At 66.0% G+C, this 20,922-nt stretch carries 19 protein-coding genes; all 19 read right to left on the reverse strand.

Annotated elements, in window-relative coordinates; translation table 11 throughout:
• Positions 1–62: 62 nt before the first annotated feature.
• Complete coding sequence (locus RT131_RS08385; protein ID WP_049436410.1) at positions 63–470, reverse strand: hypothetical protein; 408 nt, start codon at positions 468–470, stop codon at positions 63–65.
• On the reverse strand, positions 467–2,854 hold the full coding sequence (locus RT131_RS08390; protein WP_049404642.1) for a heavy metal translocating P-type ATPase: 2,388 nt from the start codon (positions 2,852–2,854) through the stop codon (positions 467–469). The genes RT131_RS08385 and RT131_RS08390 overlap by 4 nt, the downstream gene beginning before the upstream one ends.
• Positions 2,851–3,516: an isoprenylcysteine carboxylmethyltransferase family protein gene (locus RT131_RS08395; RefSeq protein WP_017357195.1), complete on the reverse strand. Its 666-nt coding sequence runs from the start codon at positions 3,514–3,516 to the stop codon at positions 2,851–2,853. The genes RT131_RS08390 and RT131_RS08395 overlap by 4 nt, the downstream gene beginning before the upstream one ends.
• 1 nt (position 3,517) lies before the next feature.
• On the reverse strand, positions 3,518–3,832 hold the full coding sequence (locus RT131_RS08400; protein ID WP_065427866.1) for a DUF2933 domain-containing protein: 315 nt from the start codon (positions 3,830–3,832) through the stop codon (positions 3,518–3,520).
• Positions 3,829–4,341 (reverse strand): MerR family transcriptional regulator, encoded by a 513-nt coding sequence (locus RT131_RS08405; RefSeq protein WP_017357196.1) that lies wholly within the window; start codon positions 4,339–4,341, stop codon positions 3,829–3,831. Before RT131_RS08405 ends, RT131_RS08400 begins: the two co-directional genes overlap by 4 nt.
• A 172-nt stretch (positions 4,342–4,513) precedes the next feature.
• On the reverse strand, positions 4,514–7,663 hold the full coding sequence (locus RT131_RS08410) for a CusA/CzcA family heavy metal efflux RND transporter (protein WP_049404640.1): 3,150 nt from the start codon (positions 7,661–7,663) through the stop codon (positions 4,514–4,516).
• Position 7,664: 1 nt separating this feature from the next.
• Positions 7,665–9,077, reverse strand: coding sequence for an efflux RND transporter periplasmic adaptor subunit (locus RT131_RS08415; RefSeq protein ID WP_017357198.1), 1,413 nt, complete (start codon positions 9,075–9,077; stop codon positions 7,665–7,667).
• Entirely contained in the window at positions 9,074–10,396 is a 1,323-nt protein-coding gene (locus tag RT131_RS08420; RefSeq protein WP_239503521.1) for a TolC family protein, read from the reverse strand. The genes RT131_RS08415 and RT131_RS08420 overlap by 4 nt, the downstream gene beginning before the upstream one ends.
• Before the next feature lie 129 nt (positions 10,397–10,525).
• Positions 10,526–10,948, reverse strand: coding sequence for a hypothetical protein (locus RT131_RS08425; RefSeq protein WP_049404632.1), 423 nt, complete (start codon positions 10,946–10,948; stop codon positions 10,526–10,528).
• A gap of 44 nt (positions 10,949–10,992) precedes the next feature.
• A complete protein-coding gene (locus RT131_RS08430) occupies positions 10,993–13,419 on the reverse strand; it encodes a heavy metal translocating P-type ATPase (RefSeq protein ID WP_080354477.1) in 2,427 nt (808 codons plus the stop codon).
• A gap of 61 nt (positions 13,420–13,480) precedes the next feature.
• Positions 13,481–14,410: a copper homeostasis membrane protein CopD gene (gene copD / locus RT131_RS08435; protein ID WP_017354978.1), complete on the reverse strand. Its 930-nt coding sequence runs from the start codon at positions 14,408–14,410 to the stop codon at positions 13,481–13,483.
• Positions 14,411–14,420: 10 nt separating this feature from the next.
• A complete protein-coding gene (gene copC, locus RT131_RS08440) occupies positions 14,421–14,804 on the reverse strand; it encodes a copper homeostasis periplasmic binding protein CopC (RefSeq protein ID WP_017354979.1) in 384 nt (127 codons plus the stop codon).
• A gap of 162 nt (positions 14,805–14,966) precedes the next feature.
• The gene (locus RT131_RS08445) at positions 14,967–15,335 is read right to left on the reverse strand and encodes a four-helix bundle copper-binding protein (protein WP_017354980.1); all 369 of its coding nucleotides are present in this window, start codon (positions 15,333–15,335) and stop codon (positions 14,967–14,969) included.
• 52 nt (positions 15,336–15,387) lie between these two features.
• Complete coding sequence (locus tag RT131_RS08450) at positions 15,388–15,912, reverse strand: DUF411 domain-containing protein (protein ID WP_229301210.1); 525 nt, start codon at positions 15,910–15,912, stop codon at positions 15,388–15,390.
• Positions 15,913–15,926: 14 nt separating this feature from the next.
• Positions 15,927–16,436, reverse strand: a complete 510-nt coding sequence (locus tag RT131_RS08455; protein ID WP_026070602.1) for a DUF4440 domain-containing protein — start codon at positions 16,434–16,436, stop codon at positions 15,927–15,929.
• A 19-nt stretch (positions 16,437–16,455) separates the two neighbouring features.
• Positions 16,456–17,226, reverse strand: a complete 771-nt coding sequence (locus RT131_RS08460) for a cytochrome c (protein ID WP_026070603.1) — start codon at positions 17,224–17,226, stop codon at positions 16,456–16,458.
• 12 nt (positions 17,227–17,238) lie between these two features.
• Positions 17,239–18,516: a copper resistance protein B gene (locus tag RT131_RS08465; protein WP_313171983.1), complete on the reverse strand. Its 1,278-nt coding sequence runs from the start codon at positions 18,514–18,516 to the stop codon at positions 17,239–17,241.
• Positions 18,513–20,384: a copper resistance system multicopper oxidase gene (locus tag RT131_RS08470; RefSeq protein WP_017354985.1), complete on the reverse strand. Its 1,872-nt coding sequence runs from the start codon at positions 20,382–20,384 to the stop codon at positions 18,513–18,515. The genes RT131_RS08465 and RT131_RS08470 overlap by 4 nt, the downstream gene beginning before the upstream one ends.
• Before the next feature lie 115 nt (positions 20,385–20,499).
• Positions 20,500–20,919, reverse strand: a complete 420-nt coding sequence (locus RT131_RS08475; RefSeq protein WP_080354476.1) for a CopL family metal-binding regulatory protein — start codon at positions 20,917–20,919, stop codon at positions 20,500–20,502.
• Between the last annotated feature and the right edge of the window lie 3 nt (positions 20,920–20,922).

The raw sequence follows: 20,922 nt of genomic DNA on the forward strand, positions 1-20,922 counted from the left end.
AGGGAAGTGATTGCGGAGGGCATGGCGAGGGCCGAGGCGCATCTGCATCGCCCGCGCGCCTGTCAGGGGCGGATCAGCTCCACTGTGTCGTTGACCTTGGGGCTCCCGGAGATCACTTCAGCCTCCGCGTAGTGGCTGTCGAACAGTTCGACGATGCGCACTTGGCCAACGTTCTCGCGGCGGTAGCGTGGACCGCCGGCCCGCGAATGCCGGATACGGCGCTTGTGCCGGATCACGTCCAGCACCTGCCCGACCTGGGCACCGTCGGCCTGCCCGACACAGACCACAAGCGTTCCGTCCTGCTTTTCCAGCACCTGGCCGCGCATCAACACGTTGTGGCGGAACCCACCCTCGTTCGCGGAGACGACCCCCGGCAATGCGAACGCGAGCGCGAGGGCCAGTGCGGCGACCCAATGGCTGCGATTGGTACCTCGGGGTCTGGAATGGGCGACGTGTGTGACCGTATTCATGGTGTGGACTCCTTAGATGGGCTGCGAGGGGTGGCGGCATCCGCCAGTGGAAGGCGTTTGAGCAGCAACGCGTTGAGGGCGACGATCACCGAACTGCCCGACATCGACAGCGCGGCGATTTCTGGCGACAGCACGAACGGATAGAGCACACCGGCCGCCAGCGGAAAGGCCAGCACGTTGTAGCCCACGGCCCAGCCCAGATTCTGATGCATCTTGCGCAGAGTGGCGTGGGCGATGGTGGTCGCGCGAACGACGTCATAAGGGTCGCTGTGCATGAGCACGATGTCGGCACTCTCGATGGCGACGTCGGTGCCGGCGCCGATCGCGAACCCAACGTCGGCTTGGGTGAGCGCCGGTGCGTCGTTGATGCCGTCGCCCACCATGCCGACCTTGAGGCCCTGCGACTGCAGCTTGATGACCTCATCGGCCTTGCCGCCCGGCAGCACGTCGGCCAGCACGATGTCGATTCCCAGGTCCTGTGCCACGCGCTCGGCCGTGGGGCGGTTGTCGCCGGTGATCATCGCCACCTTGATGTTGCGCCGGTGCAATTCGTCGATGGCCGCGCGCGAGGTCTCCCGGATCGCGTCGGCAATCGCGAAGAAGCCTGCGAGCCGGTCACCCACCCCGGCATAGATCACCGTGCGACCGGCACCGGTGAGGCGCGCAGCCTCCGCTTCCAATACCGAGAGGTCGATGCCGTGCTCGACCATCAGGATCCGGTTGCCCAGCACCACCTGCACCCCGTCAACCACGCCGGTAGCGCCCTGGCCATCGATGTTGGTGAACGCGGTAGCGCGCTCGGCTACCGGACCGGCACGCTTCAGGATGGCCTGCGCCAGCGGGTGCTCGGAGTGCGCCTCGACCGCGGCGGCCGCGGCCAGCAACCGCTCCTGCGTCCAGCCCGGCGCGACCGCCATGTCGACCACCTCGGGGGCGCCGACCGTCAGGGTGCCGGTCTTGTCGAAGATCACCACGTCCAGGCGTGCGCTCTTCTCAATCGATTCGGCATGCTTGAAGAGGATGCCGTGTCGTGCCCCCAGGCCAGTGCCGATCATGATCGCCATCGGCGTGGCCAAACCGAGTGCATCGGGGCAGGCGATGACGAAGACGGTGATCGTCAGCGTGAGCGCGAACAGCAGCGGCTGTCCCAGCCACCAGAACCAGACCGCGAAGGTCAGCAGCCCGATCACGATCGCAGCCAGCACCAGCCATTGCGAGGCGCGGTCGGCGAGCAGCTGCGCGGGCGCCTTGGAGTTCTGCGCGGTCTGGACCAGCTTGATGATCTGCGCCAGTGCCGTGTCGCTGCCGATCTTGGTGGCGGTGTAGGCGAATGCGCCGCTCTTGTTGATCGATCCGCCGACGACGGACTCTCCGGGATCCTTGCGCACCGGCATCGACTCGCCGGTCAGCATGGATTCGTCGACCTGAGAGCTGCCTTCCGTCACGATGCCATCGACCGGGATCTTCGCCCCGGGCCGAACGATCACGGTCTCGCCGACCAGCACTTCAGCGGTGGGAATGTCGAGCTCCTGCCCCTCGCGCCGGACGACCGCGCGGGGTGGGGACAGCTTCAGCAGCGCTTTCATGGCGTCCGAGGCGCCGGCGCGAGCCCGCATCTCGAGCCAGTGGCCAAGCAGGACGAAGGTCAGCAGGACGGCCGAGGCCTCGTAGAAGTTCGGCCCGTCGAAGAAGAACGTCGACGCGATGCTGAAACCGTAACCTGTGCCCACGCTCAGGAGCACCAGGACCGCCATGTCCAGCACACCCCGTCGCAGGGACCGGATCGCGGCGCTGAAGAATGGCCAGCCCGGATACAGCACGGCGCCGGTCGCCAGCAGGAACAACCAGACGTTCTCGCGCAGTCCGAACGGCACCGGCGGCGGCTCTATCAGCCCGCCCATGGGCGACCACACGAATACCGGGATCGCGAAGGCGAGGGCGACCAGGAAGCGGCGGCCCATGTCGCGCGCCGCGGCGTGCAGATCGCTGCCGTGGTTCATGCCCGCATGGGCGTCGTGGCCCCCGGCATCCGTGGCGTCATCGCCGTGGCCGGCGTGGGCGTCAGCGGGGCGCTCTGCGGCCAATTCCTGTCCGTGCCCGGCATGCGCAGCATGGGCGTGCGCGCCTGCGGCGGGGTCGGCATCGGGCATCGGCGCGTTGCATTGGAAGCCGCAGTCGCGGATCGCGGTGGCGACCGCGCCCGCCGACAGGCGGGCCGGGTCGTAGGACACCTGCAGGGTCGCGGTAGCGAAATTCGCGCTGGTGGCGTTGACTCCAGGCAGCGCGGCCACGGCCTTCTCCAGCGTGCGCGCGCAGCCGGCACTCACCATGTCGCCGATGGGCCAGGTGCGCGTGCGCACAGTGGGTTTGTGGACGTGCGTCATCGGGTTTCTCCTTGGGATGGAGCGGGGCCGCGCCGGCGTCGCGGGATGAAGGCCGGCACTTCCTGCATGTAGCGGACGTAGTCGTCGCCGAAGCGGCTCAAGCAGTCTTTTTCCTCACGACGCGCCAGGCGGGCATAGGCCCACACGAGCACTGGATAGCTGGCGAGCGTGAGCAGCGTGGGCCACTGCAGCAGGAAACCGGTCAGCACGAGCAGGAAGGCGACGTACTGCGGGTGACGCATGCGCGCATACACGCCCTCGCGGGCGAGCCGGCCTTCACGCTGTGCCCGATACAGCACCGGCCAGGCGGCCGACAGCAGCCAGAAGCCGCCGCCGATCAGGACGAAGCTTGCGATGTGGAATGGGCCGAAATGCGGGTTGGCGCGCCAGCCGAACCACATCTCGAGCAGATGGCCCGCGTCATGGCTCAGCCAGTCCACCTGCGGATAGTTGGCGCTGAGCCAGCCGCCCAGGACGTACAGCGTCAGCGGGAAGCCATACATTTCCGCGAACAGGGCCACGACGAAGGCGGAGAACATACCGAACCCACGCCAGTCCCAACGGGTCAGCGGTTTGTAGAAGCTCCAGGCGAAGAAGATGAAGAACGCGGCGTTGATGGCGGCGAGGAGCCAAAGACCGTAGCCGGAGTCGGGTGCCTGCATGTCAGTGCCCTCCGTTCGAGGTGTCGGACGTTTCGTCGTTCAGTGCCCGCTTGCTACGGCTCTCATGCTGGCCATGGGGTGTGTCGTCGGCATTGCCGTCGCGCCCATGACTTCCGGAACCTCCATGACCGCCATGCCCCTTGTGCATGAACACATGCATCAAGGGACATAGCAGCAGGATGGCCAGGGGCAACCAGCGAAGCGTCCCCCCAAGGTGGGCGCGGTGCTCGACGGCGAGATAGAACACGGCCAGCGCCAGGAAGATCCAGAAGACCCAGCGTCGGGAGCCTGAGGGGGCAGGACTGGAGGCTGTCATGGCAAATTCTCCTCTGTGGGGCGGCGTCCAAGAAGTCGCCGGGGGGTGGACTTGACGAACCCGCCGCCTTCAGCAGCGGCAACAGATTCGATCAATGCGCAGACGTCATCGCCAGTCGGAATGGAGTCCGGAAGCTCCGCCCAGGCGTGGATGGCACGCTCCATTCGTCCGTGCATGGCGAGCAGCCTGTCCAGTTGTTGGCGGGTGTCGTCGAGCCTGCGCCGAATGATGTCCCGCACAAGCGGACAGGGACTATGTCGCAGCAGGCTGTGGTGGATGATTTCCTCGATTTCCCCCAGCGTGAAGCCAAGGTGTTGCGCCGTGCGAATGAAGTGCAGGCGAAGGAGCTCCGAGGTGGAGAACAACTGGTAGCCGCCCTCGGTATGCGTGGCCGCTTGCAACAGACCGCGCCGCAGGTAGTTGCGCACCACATGCACCGTGACATCGCCCTGCCGTGCCAGCTGGCGGACCGTCATCAGCGGCAGCGTCACTTCTTCCTTGGTCGTCATCGGCTTGCTCCCGGCGAGGTGTTGATCAGGCTAGACCTGTGTCTCGCACACAGGTCAACCGGCCTTGCGGTGGGCGAAGCCAGTAACGCGCGAATTGGCCGTGGACGGACGGATGTTCGCGGCCACAGTTGCATGAGCCGTCGGTCCCTGCCTGCGTTGAACGGCCCCATCACTACTTCTCCTTGGGTAGTGCGGAGGAGGGGTGCGGCTTCCTGGCCAGCTGCCGCTGCTTGATCAGCGAGTACAGCGCCGGGATCACGACCAGGGTGAGGATGGTCGAAGACACCATGCCACCTACCATCGGCGCAGCGATTCGGCGCATGACTTCCGAGCCAGTACCGCTGCTCCACATGATGGGCAGCAGGCCCGCCATGATCGCGACCACGGTCATCATCTTCGGGCGCACGCGGTCGACCGCGCCTTCGATGATGGCCTCGCGCAGGTCCCGTGAATCCAGTGCCCGGCCTTCGGCCTGCCTCTGCGCGGCACGCGCTTCAAGTGCGTGGTCGAGGTAGATCAGCATCACCACGCCGGTTTCCGCGGCGACGCCGGCCAGCGCGATGAAGCCCACGATCACCGCGACGCTGGTGTTGTAGTCGAGCATCCACATCAGCCAGATGCCACCGACCAGTGCGAAGGGCACCGACAGCATCACGATCAGCGACTCGGTGACACGGCGGAAGTTGAGGTACAGCAGCAGGAAAATCAGCGCCAGCGTCACCGGAACGACGACACGCATCTTCTCCGCGGCACGTTGCATGTATTCGTACTGTCCACTCCAGGTCACGTAGTAGCCAGGCGGGAACTGCACCTGCTCGGTGACCGCTTCCTGCGCAGCCTTCACGTAGCGGCCGAGATCGCTCTCTCGGGTGTCGACGTAGATGTACGCCGCCAGCATCGCGTTCTCGGTGCGGATGCTCGGCGCACCCTTCCTGACCTCAATCCGCGCCAGTTCGCCCAGCGGCACCTGGGCGCCGCCGGGCACCGGCACAAGGACTTGGCTGCCTATCCGGTGCGGATCGTCGCGGAGTTCGCGGGGATAGCGCACGATCGCGCTGAAGCGTTCGCGGCCCTGGAGGATGGTGGTGACGATCTCGCCGCCCAGCGCGGCGGCCACCACGTTCTGCACCTCGCCCAGGGTGACGCCGTACTGGGCCAGGCTGCCAAGGTCGGGGGTGATGTCGAGGTAGTAGGCGCCGGTCAGGCGTTCGGCGAACGCGCTGGTCGTGCCCGGCACTTCGCGCACCACGGCTTCGATCTCGGTGGCCAGCGCGTCGAGTTGCTCAAGGTCCGTGCCGAAGAGTTTGATGCCCACGGGCGTGCGGATGCCGGTGGCCAGCATGTCGGTGCGCGCCTTGATCGGCATCGTCCAGGAGTTGGCGACGCCCGGGAACTTCAGCGCCGCGTCCATCTCGGCGATGAGCTTGTCGGTGGTCATGCCGTCCCGCCATTCGTCCTCGGGCTTGAGGTTGATGACGGTCTCGAACATCTCCAGCGGTGCGGGATCGGTGGCCGTCAGGGCACGGCCCGCCTTGCCGAACACCGACTCCACTTCCGGGAAGCCCTTGATGATCCGGTCCTGCTGCTGCAGCAGCTCCGAGGCCTTGGTCACCGACATGCCCGGAAGCGACGCGGGCATGTACAGCAGCGTGCCTTCGTTGAGGGTTGGCATGAACTCGCTGCCCAGCCGCGATGCAGGCCACAGGCTTGCAAACAGGGCGGCCAACGCAAACATGATTGTGGCCATGCGATGCCGCAGAACGACGTTGATCACCGGCCGATAGGCCGCAACCAGGAACCGGTTCACCGGATTCTTGTGCTCGGGCACGATCTTGCCGCGCACGAACAGCAGCATGAGTACCGGTACCAGCGTGATCGACAACAGCGCGCCACCGGCCATCGCGAAGGTCTTGGTGAAGGCCAGCGGCTTGAACAGGCGACCTTCCTGAGCCTCCAGGGCGAACACGGGCAGGAACGAGACGGTGATGATCATCAGGCTGAAGAACAGCGCCGGCCCGACCTCGCGACAGGCATCGATGATCAGCTGGGTCCGGCTGCGGGAGCCGTCGGAGCGCTCGATGTGCTTGTGCGCGTTCTCGATCATCACGATCGCCGCGTCGACCATCACGCCAATCGAGATCGCGATGCCGCCCAGGCTCATGATGTTGGAGTTCATGCCCAGCATGCGCATCGCGATCACCGCGATCAGCACGCCGACGGGCAGCATGACGATCGCGACCAGCGCGCTGCGCGCATGGAACAGGAATACCAGGCACACCAGTGCGACGATCAGGCTCTCCTCGAGCAGCGTCGTGCGTAGCGTCTTGATCGCGCGCACGATGAGATCGGAGCGGTCGTAGACCGCCTGGACGCTGACGCCCTCGGGGAGTCCACTCGCAAGCTGGGCGATCTTGTCCTTCACCCCCCCGATCACGGCCAGGGCGTTTTCGCCGAAGCGCGCAATGACGATCCCGCCCACAACGTCGCCTTCGCCGTCCAGGTCGACGATGCCACGGCGCTCATCGGGTACCAGTTCGACCCGGGCGACGTCGCCGATCAGCACCGGTGCGCCCCCTTCGGCGCGCAGAACCAGGCTCTCGATATCCTCGATACCGCGCAGGTAGCCGCGGCCCCGCACCATGTACTCGGTCTCGGCCATCTCGATCACGCGGCCGCCGACGTCGCGGTTGCTCTCGGCGATCACCTCGGACACGCGTGAAATCGGGATGTCGAACTCGCGCAGCCGGACCGGATCGACGGTGATCGAGTACTGGCGCACGAAGCCGCCGACGCTGGCGACCTCGGCCACGCCGGGCGCGGTGGTGAGCTGGTAACGCAGGTACCAGTCCTGCATCGCGCGCAGCTCGTCCAGCGAGTGGCGGTCGCTCTGCAGCACGTACTGGTAGACCCAGCCCACGCCGGACGCGTCGGGTCCCAGTGCCGGTGCCACGCCAGCCGGCAGGTTTTTCGACGCGACGTTGAGGTTCTCGAGCACGCGCGAGCGCGCCCAGTACAGGTCCGTGCCTTCTTCGAAGATGACGTAGATGAAGGAGGCGCCGAAGAACGAGAAGCCGCGGACGTCCTTCGACTTCGGCGTCGCGAGCAGGGCGCTGGTCAGCGGATAGGTGACCTGGTCCTCGACCACCTGGGGCGCCTGCCCCGGGTACTCCGTGAACACGATCACCTGCACGTCCGACAGATCCGGTTGTGCGTCCAGCGGCGTGTTCATCAGTGCGTAGATGCCACCGGCGACAATCGCCAGCGCCATCAGCAGCACCAGGAAGACGTTGCGCACCGACCATTCAACGAGACGGCCAAGCATGTCAGTGCCCCTCGTGGCCGGTGGGGGCGGGCGGAGTCTCTTCCGGGGTAGCCGGCATGGAATGACCGGCGTGCGGATCAGAGGCCTCGTCACCATGACCTGCGTGCGGGTCGGCGGCGTCCTCGCCGTGCCCGGCGTGTGGATCCTCAGCGGTGCCCGAAGGCGCGCCGTGTCCTGTGTGACCCTCAAGACCCTGGAGTGCCGACTGCAGGTTGCTTTCGGCGTCGATCAGGAAGTTGGCGGAGACCACGACCTGCTCGCCCTCGGTCAGGCCGTCGAGGATCTCGATGCGATCGCCGCCGCGCCGCCCCAGGCTGACATCGCGCGGTGCGAAGCGGCCAGGGCCGGTCTCGACCAGCACCACCTGGCGCGTGCCGCTGTCGAGCACGGCCGAGCGCGGAACGGTCAGGACCGGTCCAGCCCCCGGCTCCTCCAGCACCACCGTCCCATACAGCCCGGGCCGCAGGTCGCCAGCGGGGTTGGGCAGGGCGATGCGCACATCCACGGTGCGCGTCATCGCATCGATGACGGGCTGCACGAAGGTGACCTCGCCCTCGGCCACCTGGCCCGGCAGGGCCACGGTTTCAAAGCGGGCCGTTTGGCCGGGCTGGATACCCGCGGCCTGCGCCGCCGGCACCTTGGCGATCACCCACACCTTCGACAGGTCCGCCAGGCGCAGGATGGTTTCGCCGGGCTCGAAACGCGCGCCCTGGACCACCGGCTTCTCGATCACGACCGCGTCCGCGGGCGCGGTGAGCACCAGGCCCGTCTTGCCCATCTGCGCGTCACTGATTTCCCAGTTGCGCAGGCGGGTGCGGGCGGCATCGCGCAGGCGGACCATCGACGCCGCGCTCGCGGGATCGGACCCGGCCAGCCTGCGGGCGGTCTCGTCGGCCAGCCGGTATTCCTGCTGCGCCGCGGCCAGCTGCGGGCTGTAGACGGAGAGCAGCGGCTGCCCGGCGCTGACCCGCATGCCGGTCTGGTTCGCGTACAGCCGCTCCACCCAGCCTTCGAAGCGCGGGGCGATCGCGTACTGCCGGGTCTCGTCGACCTCGACCGTGCCGCTGGTGCGCACGGTAGCGGACAGGGCTCCGCGCTTGACCGCTTCGGTGCGCACGCCCAGCGCCTGCACCTTGTCCGGCGGCAGCACCACCGTGCCCGGTGCCGCCGGCGGTGCGTCGTCGGCATAGACCGGGACGTAGTCCATACCCATCGAATCCTTCTTCGGCACCGGCGACGTGTCCGCCAAGCCCATGGGATTGCGGTAATAGAGCACCTTGCGTTCTGCGGCCGGGCCGTCGATCGACGTGCCCGCGGTCGGGGAGTCGTTCGTGGCGCGGCCGGCAATCCAGCCGACGGCGAGGGCGGCGAGTGCAACGCCGATGGCGAGCGACAGGGTCTGGACACGGGTCATCGGATCTCTCCTTCGATGGCGCGCACGGCGGCGGCGCCCAACAGTTCGTCACGCAGTGCATCGACCCGTGCGAGGTCGGCGCCCTGCCATTCATTGAGTGCTTCCAGCAGCGTCCCGAAGTCGACTTCACCGACCTGGTAGCTGGCCAGGGCGGACTGCCAGGTGGCGTCGGCCTGCGGCAGCAGCGTGTTCTCGATCAGTCCGCGACGCTCGCGCGCGTTGGTCCACTGCGACCAGGCGGAAGCGCCGCGTTCCTCGACGGCCCGCAGCGTGGCGTCCCTGCGGGCAAGCGCTGCGTCTTCGAGCAGGCGCGATTCGCGCTCGCGCTCGCGGCGGGCACGCTGCTGGAACGGGATCTCGACCTCGAACATCAGCTCGGTGCTCTCGATGCCGTTGCCGAACTGCATCGCACCCACGCCCAGGGTGATGTCGGGAAAGCGGTTGCGACGCTGCAGTACCACGTTCGTGCGCGCCGCCTCGGCGCGAGCCTGCTGCGAGCGCACCGCGGGATGCGCATCGGCGTCATCCAGTGCCTCGGCAAGCGAGGCGCTGTGGACGGCGAGGCGCGGCGCCTCGTCGGGAGTCGCCAGCGGTGCATCGGACCGGCGCCCCAGCACCGCGTTCAAGGTGGCGGCCGCCTCCTGCTTGGTCGCGAGGCGTTCGATCCGCTCGCGCTGGAGGCTGGTCTGCTCGACCTGGGCGCGGATGGCATCCTGCTGCGCCGCGCGACCCAGGGCGTAGCGCACGCCGGCCATCTCTTCCACCTGGCGGAGCAGGGCGATGCGGCGATCAAGCACGGCCACGGCCTGGTCGGCATGCCAGTAGCGTGCGTAGGCCGCCTCGGCGTCGGCCAGCAAGTCGCGCGCAGTGGTGAGGCGATCGAGTCCGACCGCGACCGCGTCCTGGCTGGCCGCGGTCCGCGCCAGGGCGCGCTTGCCCCAAAGCGGGAGGCGCTGGCGCAGCGCGTAGTTGACCTCGCGCTCGGCACCGGCGGAGCGCCAGGGCTTGTCCGGATCGAGGCCGCGGAATCCAAGGGAAGCCGTCGGGTCGGGTAGGGCGCCCGCTGGCTGGATCCGTGCTTCGGCGGCCTGGGCCTCGAAGTCCATGGCCCGCAATTCCGGGTTGTGTTCCAGAACCCAGGCGCGGATCGACTCGAGGCTGTGCCCCGGGACGGGTTCGGTGGCGGTCACCGGCAGCGCCAGGGCCCACAAGGCGCCGGCAAGCACGCCGGCAAGAAGGTGCCGGAGCGGTGGCAGACGGCGGGACAGAGGGCGAGGGTGCAGGCGCCTGGCCGGCAGTCGGTCGAACGGGGATGCCATATCAGTGTCCTTGGGCCGACGCGACGCAGGTCGCTCGGACGAGGGCAGGAACACATGCCGTGACGCAGCCACGGCGCGAACGCACAGGACTGCGCCGCACAGACGTGCGGAGCAGTCAGCGTCCAGGCATCAGATCAGCAGGAGTGCCGCTGGATGGGCGGTAGGTCGGTGCCAGGCGGGTCTGGGCGGCGAATCCACCCATGTAGCCGTGACACCTGGCGCAGCATCCGCAATCGCGGCGATCGCAAGCCAGGAGAACCAGGCTTCGGCCAGCAGCGGCGGAATCGAAGGGATGCGCCCACTGTCCGCCGAGATGTCACCCTCGGTGCAGTGCGCGTCGCACACTGCCTTGCTCGCTGAGGGGAGCTCGGCATCGCAGCCGTGGCCATGGTCGTGTCGGGTGTCGGTGGCGGCAGCGACAAACGCCGCCGGCGTGACTGGGAGATCCAGGCAATCGCCATGGCCTGCGAGCGCGAACTGGGACCAGAGCAGGGCCACCATCGCGAGGAGGGCGGTGCGCTGGAACAAGTTCCGATGGCGGATGCGGACCATGGCGTGAGCTTACCTCTTACTGGAACCGATGCAATTGATCCAAGTCAATCCTTGGCCAGGCCCAGGGGCTGGCGCGGCACAGATGTGGTCGGCGAGGACGGTACGGCGGCCGACTTGGCAAGGCGAAGGGCGTTGGCCACCACCGACACCGAGCTCAAGCTCATCGCAAGCGCCGCGACCATCGGGCTCAGCAAGATCCCGAATGCGGGGTAGAGCACCCCGGCCGCGACCGGCACCCCCAGCGCGTTGTAGAGGAACGCGAAGGTGAGGTTCTGCTTCATGTTGGCCACGGTGGCCTGGGAGATCTTCCGGGCGCGCAGGATGCCCCGCAGGTCGCCCTTGACCAGGGTGATCTGGGCACTGGACATCGCGACGTCGGTGCCCGTGCCCATGGCGATGCCGACGTCGGCCGCGGCGAGCGCCGGGGCGTCGTTGATGCCGTCGCCCGCCATCGCCACCCGCCGGCCTTCGCGCTTGAGGCGCTGCACCAGCTCGGCCTTGTCCTCGGGGCGGACTTCGCCATGCACCTCGTCCAGGCCCAGCTCGGTGGCCACGGCCCGTGCGGTGGTGAGCCCGTCGCCGGTGGCCATGATGATGCGCAGCCCGGCGGCGTGGAGCTCGTTGATGGCCGCCGCGGCCGACGCCTTGATCGGGTCGGCAACCGCGACCAGCCCCGCCAGGCGCCCGTCCACGGCCAGGAACATGGCGCTCGCGCCCTCGCGGCGCATCCGCTCGGCCACGTCGACGTGCGCAGCGGGATTGGCGCCCAGGTCGTCCATGAGCGCGGTATTGCCCAGCGCAAGCGCATGGCCGGCCACGGACCCGCGCACACCCATGCCGGTCACCGAGTCGAAGTCCTCCACGCGGTCGAACTCGAAGTTCCGGCGTCGAGCCTCGGCGACGATGGCGTCGGCCAGCGGGTGCTCGCTGCCCTGGTCCAGGCTGGCGGCCAGGTGCAAGACCCGGTCGGCGTCGAAGCCCTCGAAGGCCACGACTTCCTTGAAGGCGGGGCGCCCCTCGGTGAGGGTGCCGGTCTTGTCGACGATCAGGGTGTCGATGCGGCGCATGTGCTCGATGGCCTCGGCGTCGCGGAACAGCACGCCCACCTGCGCCGCCTTGCCCGTGGCGACCATGATCGACATCGGCGTCGCCAGGCCCAGCGCGCAGGGGCAGGCGATGATCAGTACCGAGACCGCGTTGAGCACCGCAAAGGTCCAGGCCGGCTCCGGACCGAAGGAGCCCCAGATAAAGAAGGTGGCCACCGCGATCGCCAGCACCGCGAGCACGAACCAGTAGGCCGCGATATCGGCCATCCGCTGCATCGGCGCGCGGGAGCGCTGCGCCTGCGCGACCAGCTGCACGATCTGCGACAGCACGGTGTCGGAGCCCACCTTGGCGGCGCGGATCACCAGCGCGCCGGTGCCGTTCTGGGTCGCGCCGATGACCTGGTCGCCTGCGGTCTTCTCGACCGGAATCGGTTCACCCGTGAGCATCGACTCGTCGACGCTGGAGCGGCCTTCCACCACTTCGCCATCCACCGGCACCTTCTCGCCGGGACGCACGCGCAGGTGGTCGCCGACGTGGACGTGGGTCAGCGGGATGTCTTCCTCGGTGCCGTCGGCGTTGACCCGCCGGGCTTCCTTCGGCGCCAGGCCAAGCAGGCCCTTGATCGCCGCGGACGTTTTCGAGCGCGCCCGCAGTTCCAGCATCTGGCCGAGCAGGGTCAGCGAAACGATCACCGCCGCCGCCTCGTAGTACACCCCGACGCGCCCATGTTCGGTAAACGACGGTGGGAACAAGCCGGGTGCCAGCGTGGCGACCAGGCTGTAGCCAAAGGCGGCCGCAACGCCAATCCCGATGAGGGTGAACATGTTCGGGCTGCGGTTGCGGATCGACTGCACGCAGCGCTCGAAGAACGGCCAGCCGGCCCACAGCACGACTGGTGTGGTCAAGACCAGCTCGACCCAGGTCTGCACGTCGATCGACAACGGCAGGATCTGCACGTCGCCCAGCACGACACGCGGGAGGTACTGGCCGAACATGGCCAGCACGAGCGTCACCACAGTCAGCGGAAGCGTCCACCAGAACCGGCGCGAGAAGTCGCGAAGTTCCGGATTGTCATCGTCCTCCAGGCTCGGCATTTCCGGCTCCAGCGCCATGCCGCAGAAGGGACAGTTGCCTGGACCTTGTTGCCGGACTTCCGGGTGCATCGGGCAGGTGTAGATGGCGCCGGGCTGTGCCACCTCGGGTTCGTCCTGGGGCGTCAGATAGCGCTCCGGATCGGCCACGAACTTCGCGCGGCATCGCTCCGAGCAGAAGTGGAAAGGTGTGTCGGCGTGGGTCGCATGATGCTGCGTCGTGGCGGGATCGACCTGCATGCCACAGACCGGATCGGTGACCCGTCCATCCGCAGCCTCGACAGGGGCTGCGCCTGCAGAATGGTGATGGTCATGGGACGACGGTGAGTTCATGCCGATGCTCGCTTTAGTGGGGATGGACTGCCAAGGCAGTGTGCCATTGCGGGTTACACAGCTATTCGGGGCTGAGCGTCCCGAGCACTGAAACAACAATCAGGATCAAGATGGCCAGCGCGGCCTCAGCCGTAACACTCTGCCGCAAAGCCCGCACCTCCTGCGCGGGATCTCCGCTGGTCAGCGCTCGTTCCAAGCGCGGCACCAGCGTCCATCGGTGCAGCGCTCCCAAACCCAGCATTCCAGCGAACAGGGCCAGTTTGAACAGCAGCAACTTCCCGTAGGTGCTCTGGAACAGGGCCGAAAACGACCACGCGGTGAGATCCCCGTAGTGCGCGATGCCGGACACGATGAGCGCACCAACGAAGATCGTTCCCAGCGTCGAAAAACCATGCAGAAAGTCATGCGTTGATCGCAGACGCCCGCTGCCGTTCGTCTCTTTGCCGCGCAGCAGCATGGCAAGGAACATCAGGACCGCTGCGATCCAGCCGCCTGCCGCGAGAAGATGGACGATGCCTGCAGCAAGCCGGACCGCGCCTGCCAAGCCCTCGCCAGCGGCGGCGTGGCCGTTCCATGCCAGCGAAGCGAGTGCGCCGCCCGCCAGCATCGCCCCCAGCGGGAAGGCGGTCTCCACCTTCCCGCGGCGACGATGCCATCCGAGCACGAACATCAGGGCGACCAGCAGCGCGCCTCTCGCCATGGCTGCCCGGCCCGCGGACGTCTCGAGCAGATACCAGCCAAGCGATGCGCGATCAACCTCGGCAAGCGGCATTCCCATGATGCCCGCGGTCTTGAAGACGACATCGAGCCCGGTGAGCACGAGACCGGCTACGGCACCCGCCAATAGAACGCCCATGAGTGACCACCCGGCCAAGGCGTCGGCGAGTGCCGATCGACGCGACCCGTACCAACCGAAGAGTGGAACCCCGAAAAGAACCATGATGACAAGGTATTCCAGGAATCTCAGTGCATAAGCCGACAGGTCGAACATTCGCGACTCCTCAGCGCACCGTGAAGCTGAAGCTGCCCGGCATGGGGTGGTTGTCACCACCGACGGCGCGGTATTCCACGGTATAGACGCCCGGAGTCAGCGGCTGGGGCAACTTGGCACGCAGGGTCTTACCGTTGTTGACGATCTCGGTCGTGAAATTCTCGATCGGCATGGTGGAACTGCCGTGCTTCATGAGCAACTTGAGACGCGACGCCCGCGGAATCAATGTTTCGTTGAACACGAGATCGATCTGGCCCGGCGAAGCCACCACCGCATTTGCCGCCGGTGTGGACTGCTGCAGCGCGGCGTGGGCGTGCGCGATCTGCAGGGAGAACTGCCCAGCCGCAATCGCGAGGACGAGCGCGAAGGAGCGAAGGACGTTTGATGATTTCATAGGGATAAATCCTCATTGCGAATGTGATGCAAAGCCCCGTTCGGCGCCGTGCTGTGTTGGATCCGACAAGCGTTAGGTGTCGGGCTGTCACCGAAACCACGGTTGGTCGGCTTTTGATATTTGAGATGAGGATCCCGCCGCTCAGGCGGGATCCTCGACGCGTCAAGCCGCCATGGCGCTGCAGCTTTCCGCGCAACGGCGACAAACTTCGGCGCAGCGCGCCATCTCCGGGTCGTTCATGGCGTCGCATGCTTCGGCGCACTGGCGGCAGATCTCCGCGCAGGCACTGCAAACCACCGAGTGAGCGCTGGCGCCACGCAACATGGCGTCGGCGCTGGTGGCGCAGATATCGGCACACGTCGCCAGCAGGGCGATGTGCTCCGGGGCTGCGTGGGCACCTCCTTTGCTCAGGCAATAGTTGATGGTCTCAAGGCAAATCGCGTGGCATTGCGTGCAGTTGTCGATGCACTCGTTCATGGCCTGAGACCGGTGGTCTTCGGAATGGTGAGTCATGTGGATCTCCTGCTTCATCGCGGACGAGAATCGGCGCGCCCGCAACACCGCCCCCTGTTGCTCTTGCGGATCAATGCTGTGCGAAGGGTTCGGTGGTTCCGTCGTGATGGACCAGCTCGACCGTATACGGCTGCTGGCGTCCTTCCGGGACCTCCATGCCCGGCGAACCGAGCGGCATTCCGGGCAGGACCAGGCCGCGTGCGTCCGGCTTTTCTTCGAGGAGGCGCTTGATGTCCTCGGCCGGGACATGGCCTTCGATGACGTATCCGTCGACCTCGGCCGTGTGGCAGGAGCCCTTTGCATAGGGGACACCCAGGCGCTCCTTGACCGGACCCAGGTCATCCATGTCATGCACATCCACGGTGAACCCCGCCTTCTTCACGTGGTCGATCCAGCTACCGCAGCACCCGCAGGTCGGGGTCTTGTGGACGGTCATGCGTGGCAGGGCGGCTGGAGTCGCGTCGGCTGTTTCCGGGACGACCTGTGCAGTGGGCGCGATGGTGGATTGCGCGGGTGTAGCCGCTTGGGTGCAGGCACCCAGGCCGGCGACCGCAAAAGCCGCCCACGCCAGTCGGTTCAATCTGCAGGTTTTCATTTCTGGTTCTCCGCTTAGCGCTTGGTCCGCGAAGACCAGTGGATGTGGGCGATCCGCCAACCGTCGGTGGTCTGCTTCAGCACCATGGTCTCGGTGCTCTGGACGGTCAGTGGCTTACCGTCTTTCTGGGCGTGCAGCTCGCTTTCGGTTCCGACCCATGCGAACTCACCAGCGGTGCGTGCACGCTGACGGAGCAGCTGGCGATGGGCGCCCTTGAGGAATGCCGCATCGCTGACTGCGTGATGACCCAGATATTCCTCGCGGCTGCGCTCGGCACCCCCGGACTCGAGGATGAGGACGTCGGCAGCGAGCAGGGCTTCGACCGTGGCCAGATCGCCGCTAGACAGGGCCCTGTTGAAACGCTCCGCTACGGCGACCGCGGCCTCTGCAGTGACTGGGACGTCGACGTCCGCAGATGCCGCGGCAGCGGGGTGATGTGCGTGCGGCTGTGTCGCCTGCGCCATTGCGGGGGACACGACGGCCAGTGCCAGTGCGAGGGTGAACGAGATTGCTGTTGCGTTCATTGCGTGGGCTCCAAGGAGATCAATGGGTGTGCGCATGGCCGTCATCGGCCACGGGCGTGTGTGGTGCAGGGTGCGACTCCACCTTGCCGTCGGGATGGCCGTGGCTCACCAACCCGACTTCCGTGTCGCTGGGTGTCGGGCCGTGGTGATCGTCGTCCACGCCCGGCGGGTGCGCATGCGGCATGGAGTTGTTGCCCGGCTCGAATAGGGCAGGGTGATCCTCGGCCTTTTCGTCGTCATGGTGGCCTTGCGTCTCGCCGCCGCCATGCGAATGACCATCACTGCTGGCCACCAACGCCTGGTAACCGGCCTTGTCCAGCGTGGGCAGCTTCTGCAGGAAGGCCGACATGTTCCAGATGAACTCATCGTCCATGCTGCCGCCCCACGCGGGCATGCCGCTGGCCTTGATGCCGTGCTTGATCACCCAGAACGCCTCAGCTGGAGCGACCGACTGTTTGCTTAGGTTCGGTGGCGCGGGGTACAGGCCCTTGCTCATCTCGGTGGCCGCCGCCTCTGGCGAAAGATGGCAGGTCACGCACATGGCGTTGTAGTTGCCCGCACCCTGGCGGATACGCTCAGGATCATCCAGGTTCGTGGGCACCTGAAGCTTGGCGGCGCGCACCTCAATGGAACGCTCGCGCGCCGTTTCAAGTAGCGCATACACCGGGCGACTATGCGGATCGTCGGCGGCCACGTTGTACACGCCCAGAGAGACCGTGGCAGTTGCCGCGACCGCAACCAATCCCACGCCGGCACCGAGCCATACCCACATCCTTTTGTTGGATTTCATTGTCAGTTCCCCTTAGAACCAGGTACGAAGGCCGATGACCAAGCGCGTGTCTTCAAAGGACTCGCCATGCTCGCGTCGCATGTCTGCGGTATTGCCAAACGCGCGCTCGTACACCACGCCGATGTAGGGAGCGAACTTTCGGGTGAACTCATAACGAAGTCGTAGCCCCGCCTCAGCGGTACTCAGACCCGAACCTATCCCGCGCAATGGATCGTTCTTGCCATAGGCGGTGACTTCCACCAGCGGCTGCAAGATCAGCCGGTTGGTTAGCAGCAATTCGTACTCGGCCTCGACATTGGCGGCAGTCTGGCCCCCTTCGCCGAGATAGGCTGTGGCGGACACTTCGAACTTCATCGGCGCCAAGCCCTGTACACCGATAGCGGCGAAGTTTTGAGATGCCCCAGGCTTGAAGTCATGACGCACACCGGCCACCACATCCCACCACGTGGAGATACTGCGGCCGTAGAGCACTTCCAGATCAGCCGACTCGGTCTGACCATCCGTGCGTTCGCCTTCACTGCGGAGCCAGACGCGATTGAGGTCCGTACCGATCCAAGCCTGGCCCTCCCAGCCCAGCCCGGTGCCCGGATCGGCATCCCAGGCTTCCAGGCGATTGAGCAGCACGTAGCTCTTGATCGAGTTGTCATGCACCGGATGCGCGTGTTCCGGCGCGATGGCCGCCTTGCGATCCGCGTCCGTCACCGCGGGTATCGGGGTGCGCGGCTGCGTTGGCACTGCAGGCCCGTGTCCCATCTGACTGTGGTCCATGCCCTGCATCGACTGTGTCTGCGCTTTGGGCGTTGCGGGCGTGCTCGGAGGCGCGCCGTGCCCCATCTTGGAATGGTCCATCCCCTGCATCGCAGGCGTGGCCGTACTAGAGGTGTCGGCTGCAGGGGGCTGTGCCATCTGACTGTGATCCATGCCCTGCATCGACTGCGCCTGTGCTGTGGGCGCCGCAGGTGTGCTCGCGGGCGAGACGTGCCCCATTTGCGAATGGTCCATGCCCTGCATGGCAGGCTCGGCTGCTTTAGCCTGCGGCGCGGCGTGGCCCATCGTCGCATGATCGATCGTCGCTTCGCTCGGCTTGGCCGGTGTTGCAGGCTTTTGGGCTGGCGCAGGTTTTGATGTCGGCGCCTGTTGTGCAGAGTGATCCTGAGTCTGGGTCTGCGCGCCCTGCTCCATCGGCATGGAGCCGTGCTGCATGGATTGGGCGCTGGCCGCATTGGCCAGGGCCAGCGAGATAGCCAGCGTCAGCGCAGTCAGGGTGGTATCGCGTCTATTGATGTTCATTCGTCGACCCTCACCGTGCGCATCATTCCGGCTTCCATGTGATAAAGCAGGTGGCAATGGAACGCCCAGCTGCCCAACGCATCGGCACGCACGCGATACGTGCGTCGGCTACCCGGCGGCATATCCACCGTGTGCTTGCGCACCATGAAGTTGCCGTTGTCGTCCTCCACGTCACTCCACATGCCGTGCAAATGGATGGGATGGGTCATCATCGTGTCGTTAACCAATACGATGCGCATACGCTCGCCGTAGTTCAGCCGCAGCGGCTTGACATCGGAGAACTTCTGACCGTTGAAGCCCCAGGAGAATTTCTCCATATGTCCGGTCAGATGCAGCTCGATCTCGCGACCGGGGTCGCGTCCGTCAGGGTCTTCAAAGGTGCTCTTGAGCATGGAATACGTCAGTACATGACGGCCGTTATCGCGCAGGCCATTACCCGGATCATCCAAGCGCGAACTCACGCTCATGGCCTGGTTGTCCAACAGGGGATTGTTGGTCTCGCTGGCAGGGTGTGATTGCATGCCCCCGTGCTGCATGCCTGCCATGGCACCATCGCCGGCGGCGGGCATCGCATGGCCTGCATGGGCCGAGGTCGCGTTACCGCTGGCAGGTGGGGTCATGCCAGGCATGCCCATGGCCGCACCACAGCCGCCTTCCATGCCCTTGCTGCCGCCAGACATATCCATCGATCCATGATCCATGCCCATGTCTGCCATCGTCAGCAGCGGCCGGGGATCCACAGACGGAACGGGCGCGCGTAATCCTTCGCGCACGGCGAGCGTGCCGCTGACGTAGCCGGTGCGACCGGAGTCTTGGGCAAAGATGGTGAATGCGTCCTGCCCGGAGGGCTCCACGATCACATCGAAGGTTTCTGCTACCGCGATGCGGAACTCGTCGACGGAAACCGGATGGACATACAAGCCATCTGCTGCCACCACGGTCATCTTTAGCCCCGGAATACGCACATCGAAGTACGTCATGGCAGAGCCATTGATGAAACGCAGGCGCACCTTCTCGCCACTGCGGAACAAACCGGTCCAGTTGCCCAGCGAGGTCGTGCCGTTCATCAGGTAGGTGTAGGTGTTGGCGTTGACGTCGGACAGATCCGTGGGCGTCATCCGCATCACGCCCCACATCTTGCGATCTTCCAACGTGGCCGACAGGCCGTTGCGCTTCACATCGCGCGCAAAATCGCCGACCGTGCGCTTGTAGTAATTGTCATGGCCCGGCATCTTCTTCAAACGATCGAACAGGGCCGTCGGGTCCAGGTCTGTCCAATCGCTCAGCATCACGACGTAGTCGCGATCGAAGCTGAAGGGCTCCGGCTCCAATGGGTCGATGATGATCGGGCCATAGAGCCCGGCTTGTTCCTGGAACCCCGAGTGGCTGTGGTACCAGTAGGTGCCGCCCTGATGCAGGGTGAACCGGTAGTGGTAGGTCTCACCACGTCCGATACCGTCAAAGCTCAGGCCCGGCACGCCGTCCATGTTGGCCGGCAAAATGATGCCGTGCCAATGGATGGAGGTGTCCGCGCCATGGAGGGAGTTAGCGGGCAATGCATTGGAGACACGCAGGTTGACCGTGGTGCCTTCCCGCCAACGCAGCAACGGCGCCGGAACGGACCCATTGACGGTGATCGCGGTGCGGGTCTTGCCGGTGAAGTTCATCGGCGTCTCGCCGATGGTTAGGTCAAACTCGGTGCCCGATAGTACGTTGGGTTGTCCCGGGCCCTTGAGCGCCCAACTGGCTTTGGGCCAGAAACCTAATCCTGCGACTGCGCCTCCCAAGGCCAAGCCCTGGACAAATCGCCGCCGCGAAGGTAGCAGCGGCGGTCCACCGTGTGGACCACGAAAATCATCATGCGACATGAAAATGCTCCAAGCGTCGTGTTGCCACCGGCGGGCGGTGGTACAGAGCGGGCGGCTGGCCTATAAATAGGCATGCAAGCCACACCAACGGCGCCATTGCGGCGCTTAGGGACGCTTAGCCGATCGGTGGTCGGATCAGATGAGGCAAGGCAGGTGCCGCATGCCCTAGGGGCAGCGGCATGACATCCAGGCCCAAGGCCAGTTGCACCGAAACATGCAGGCGCGCCGGAAGTGCGCTCGCGCACGCGTGTACGCAGGCGCACCGGCACGCAGAAGACTTGCAACAGTCGGGACCGGCATGGTCGCCATGCCCAGTGCCAGCCCTTTCAATCGAGGTGGCATCGGGATGATTCTCAGCACTGTGATGGGCGACGCAGTCTTCGTCGCCTTGCACCGCGGCAGCCACTTCGCTGGCCTGCGCTTCCATGGCCGGGTTCATACTGATCGACGCAAATGCCGACCACGCGCCGTTAAGCACGAGCATGACGATCAGGAGCAGTCGCAGTAGAAGTGAGGAGGCTGACACGGGCGACATTGT

It is taken from the genome of Stenotrophomonas sp. (assembly GCF_032066555.1).
Taxonomy (GTDB): domain Bacteria; phylum Pseudomonadota; class Gammaproteobacteria; order Xanthomonadales; family Xanthomonadaceae; genus Stenotrophomonas.

Bases quoted from the DNA above. Each gene is read 5' to 3' on its own strand.
- RT131_RS08385 (WP_049436410.1), bottom strand. From the start codon at position 470: ATGAATACGGTCACACACGTCGCCCATTCCAGACCCCGAGGTACCAAT.
- RT131_RS08390 (WP_049404642.1), bottom strand. From the start codon at position 2,854: ATGACGCACGTCCACAAACCCACTGTGCGCACGCGCACCTGGCCCATC.
- RT131_RS08395 (WP_017357195.1), bottom strand. From the start codon at position 3,516: ATGCAGGCACCCGACTCCGGCTACGGTCTTTGGCTCCTCGCCGCCATC.
- RT131_RS08400 (WP_065427866.1), bottom strand. From the start codon at position 3,832: ATGACAGCCTCCAGTCCTGCCCCCTCAGGCTCCCGACGCTGGGTCTTC.
- RT131_RS08405 (WP_017357196.1), bottom strand. From the start codon at position 4,341: ATGACGACCAAGGAAGAAGTGACGCTGCCGCTGATGACGGTCCGCCAG.
- RT131_RS08410 (WP_049404640.1), bottom strand. From the start codon at position 7,663: ATGCTTGGCCGTCTCGTTGAATGGTCGGTGCGCAACGTCTTCCTGGTG.
- RT131_RS08415 (WP_017357198.1), bottom strand. From the start codon at position 9,077: ATGACCCGTGTCCAGACCCTGTCGCTCGCCATCGGCGTTGCACTCGCC.
- RT131_RS08420 (WP_239503521.1), bottom strand. From the start codon at position 10,396: ATGGCATCCCCGTTCGACCGACTGCCGGCCAGGCGCCTGCACCCTCGC.
- RT131_RS08425 (WP_049404632.1), bottom strand. From the start codon at position 10,948: ATGGTCCGCATCCGCCATCGGAACTTGTTCCAGCGCACCGCCCTCCTC.
- RT131_RS08430 (WP_080354477.1), bottom strand. From the start codon at position 13,419: ATGAACTCACCGTCGTCCCATGACCATCACCATTCTGCAGGCGCAGCC.
- copD (WP_017354978.1), bottom strand. From the start codon at position 14,410: ATGTTCGACCTGTCGGCTTATGCACTGAGATTCCTGGAATACCTTGTC.
- copC (WP_017354979.1), bottom strand. From the start codon at position 14,804: ATGAAATCATCAAACGTCCTTCGCTCCTTCGCGCTCGTCCTCGCGATT.
- RT131_RS08445 (WP_017354980.1), bottom strand. From the start codon at position 15,335: ATGAAGCAGGAGATCCACATGACTCACCATTCCGAAGACCACCGGTCT.
- RT131_RS08450 (WP_229301210.1), bottom strand. From the start codon at position 15,912: ATGAAAACCTGCAGATTGAACCGACTGGCGTGGGCGGCTTTTGCGGTC.
- RT131_RS08455 (WP_026070602.1), bottom strand. From the start codon at position 16,436: ATGAACGCAACAGCAATCTCGTTCACCCTCGCACTGGCACTGGCCGTC.
- RT131_RS08460 (WP_026070603.1), bottom strand. From the start codon at position 17,226: ATGAAATCCAACAAAAGGATGTGGGTATGGCTCGGTGCCGGCGTGGGA.
- RT131_RS08465 (WP_313171983.1), bottom strand. From the start codon at position 18,516: ATGAACATCAATAGACGCGATACCACCCTGACTGCGCTGACGCTGGCT.
- RT131_RS08470 (WP_017354985.1), bottom strand. From the start codon at position 20,384: ATGTCGCATGATGATTTTCGTGGTCCACACGGTGGACCGCCGCTGCTA.
- RT131_RS08475 (WP_080354476.1), bottom strand. From the start codon at position 20,919: ATGTCGCCCGTGTCAGCCTCCTCACTTCTACTGCGACTGCTCCTGATC.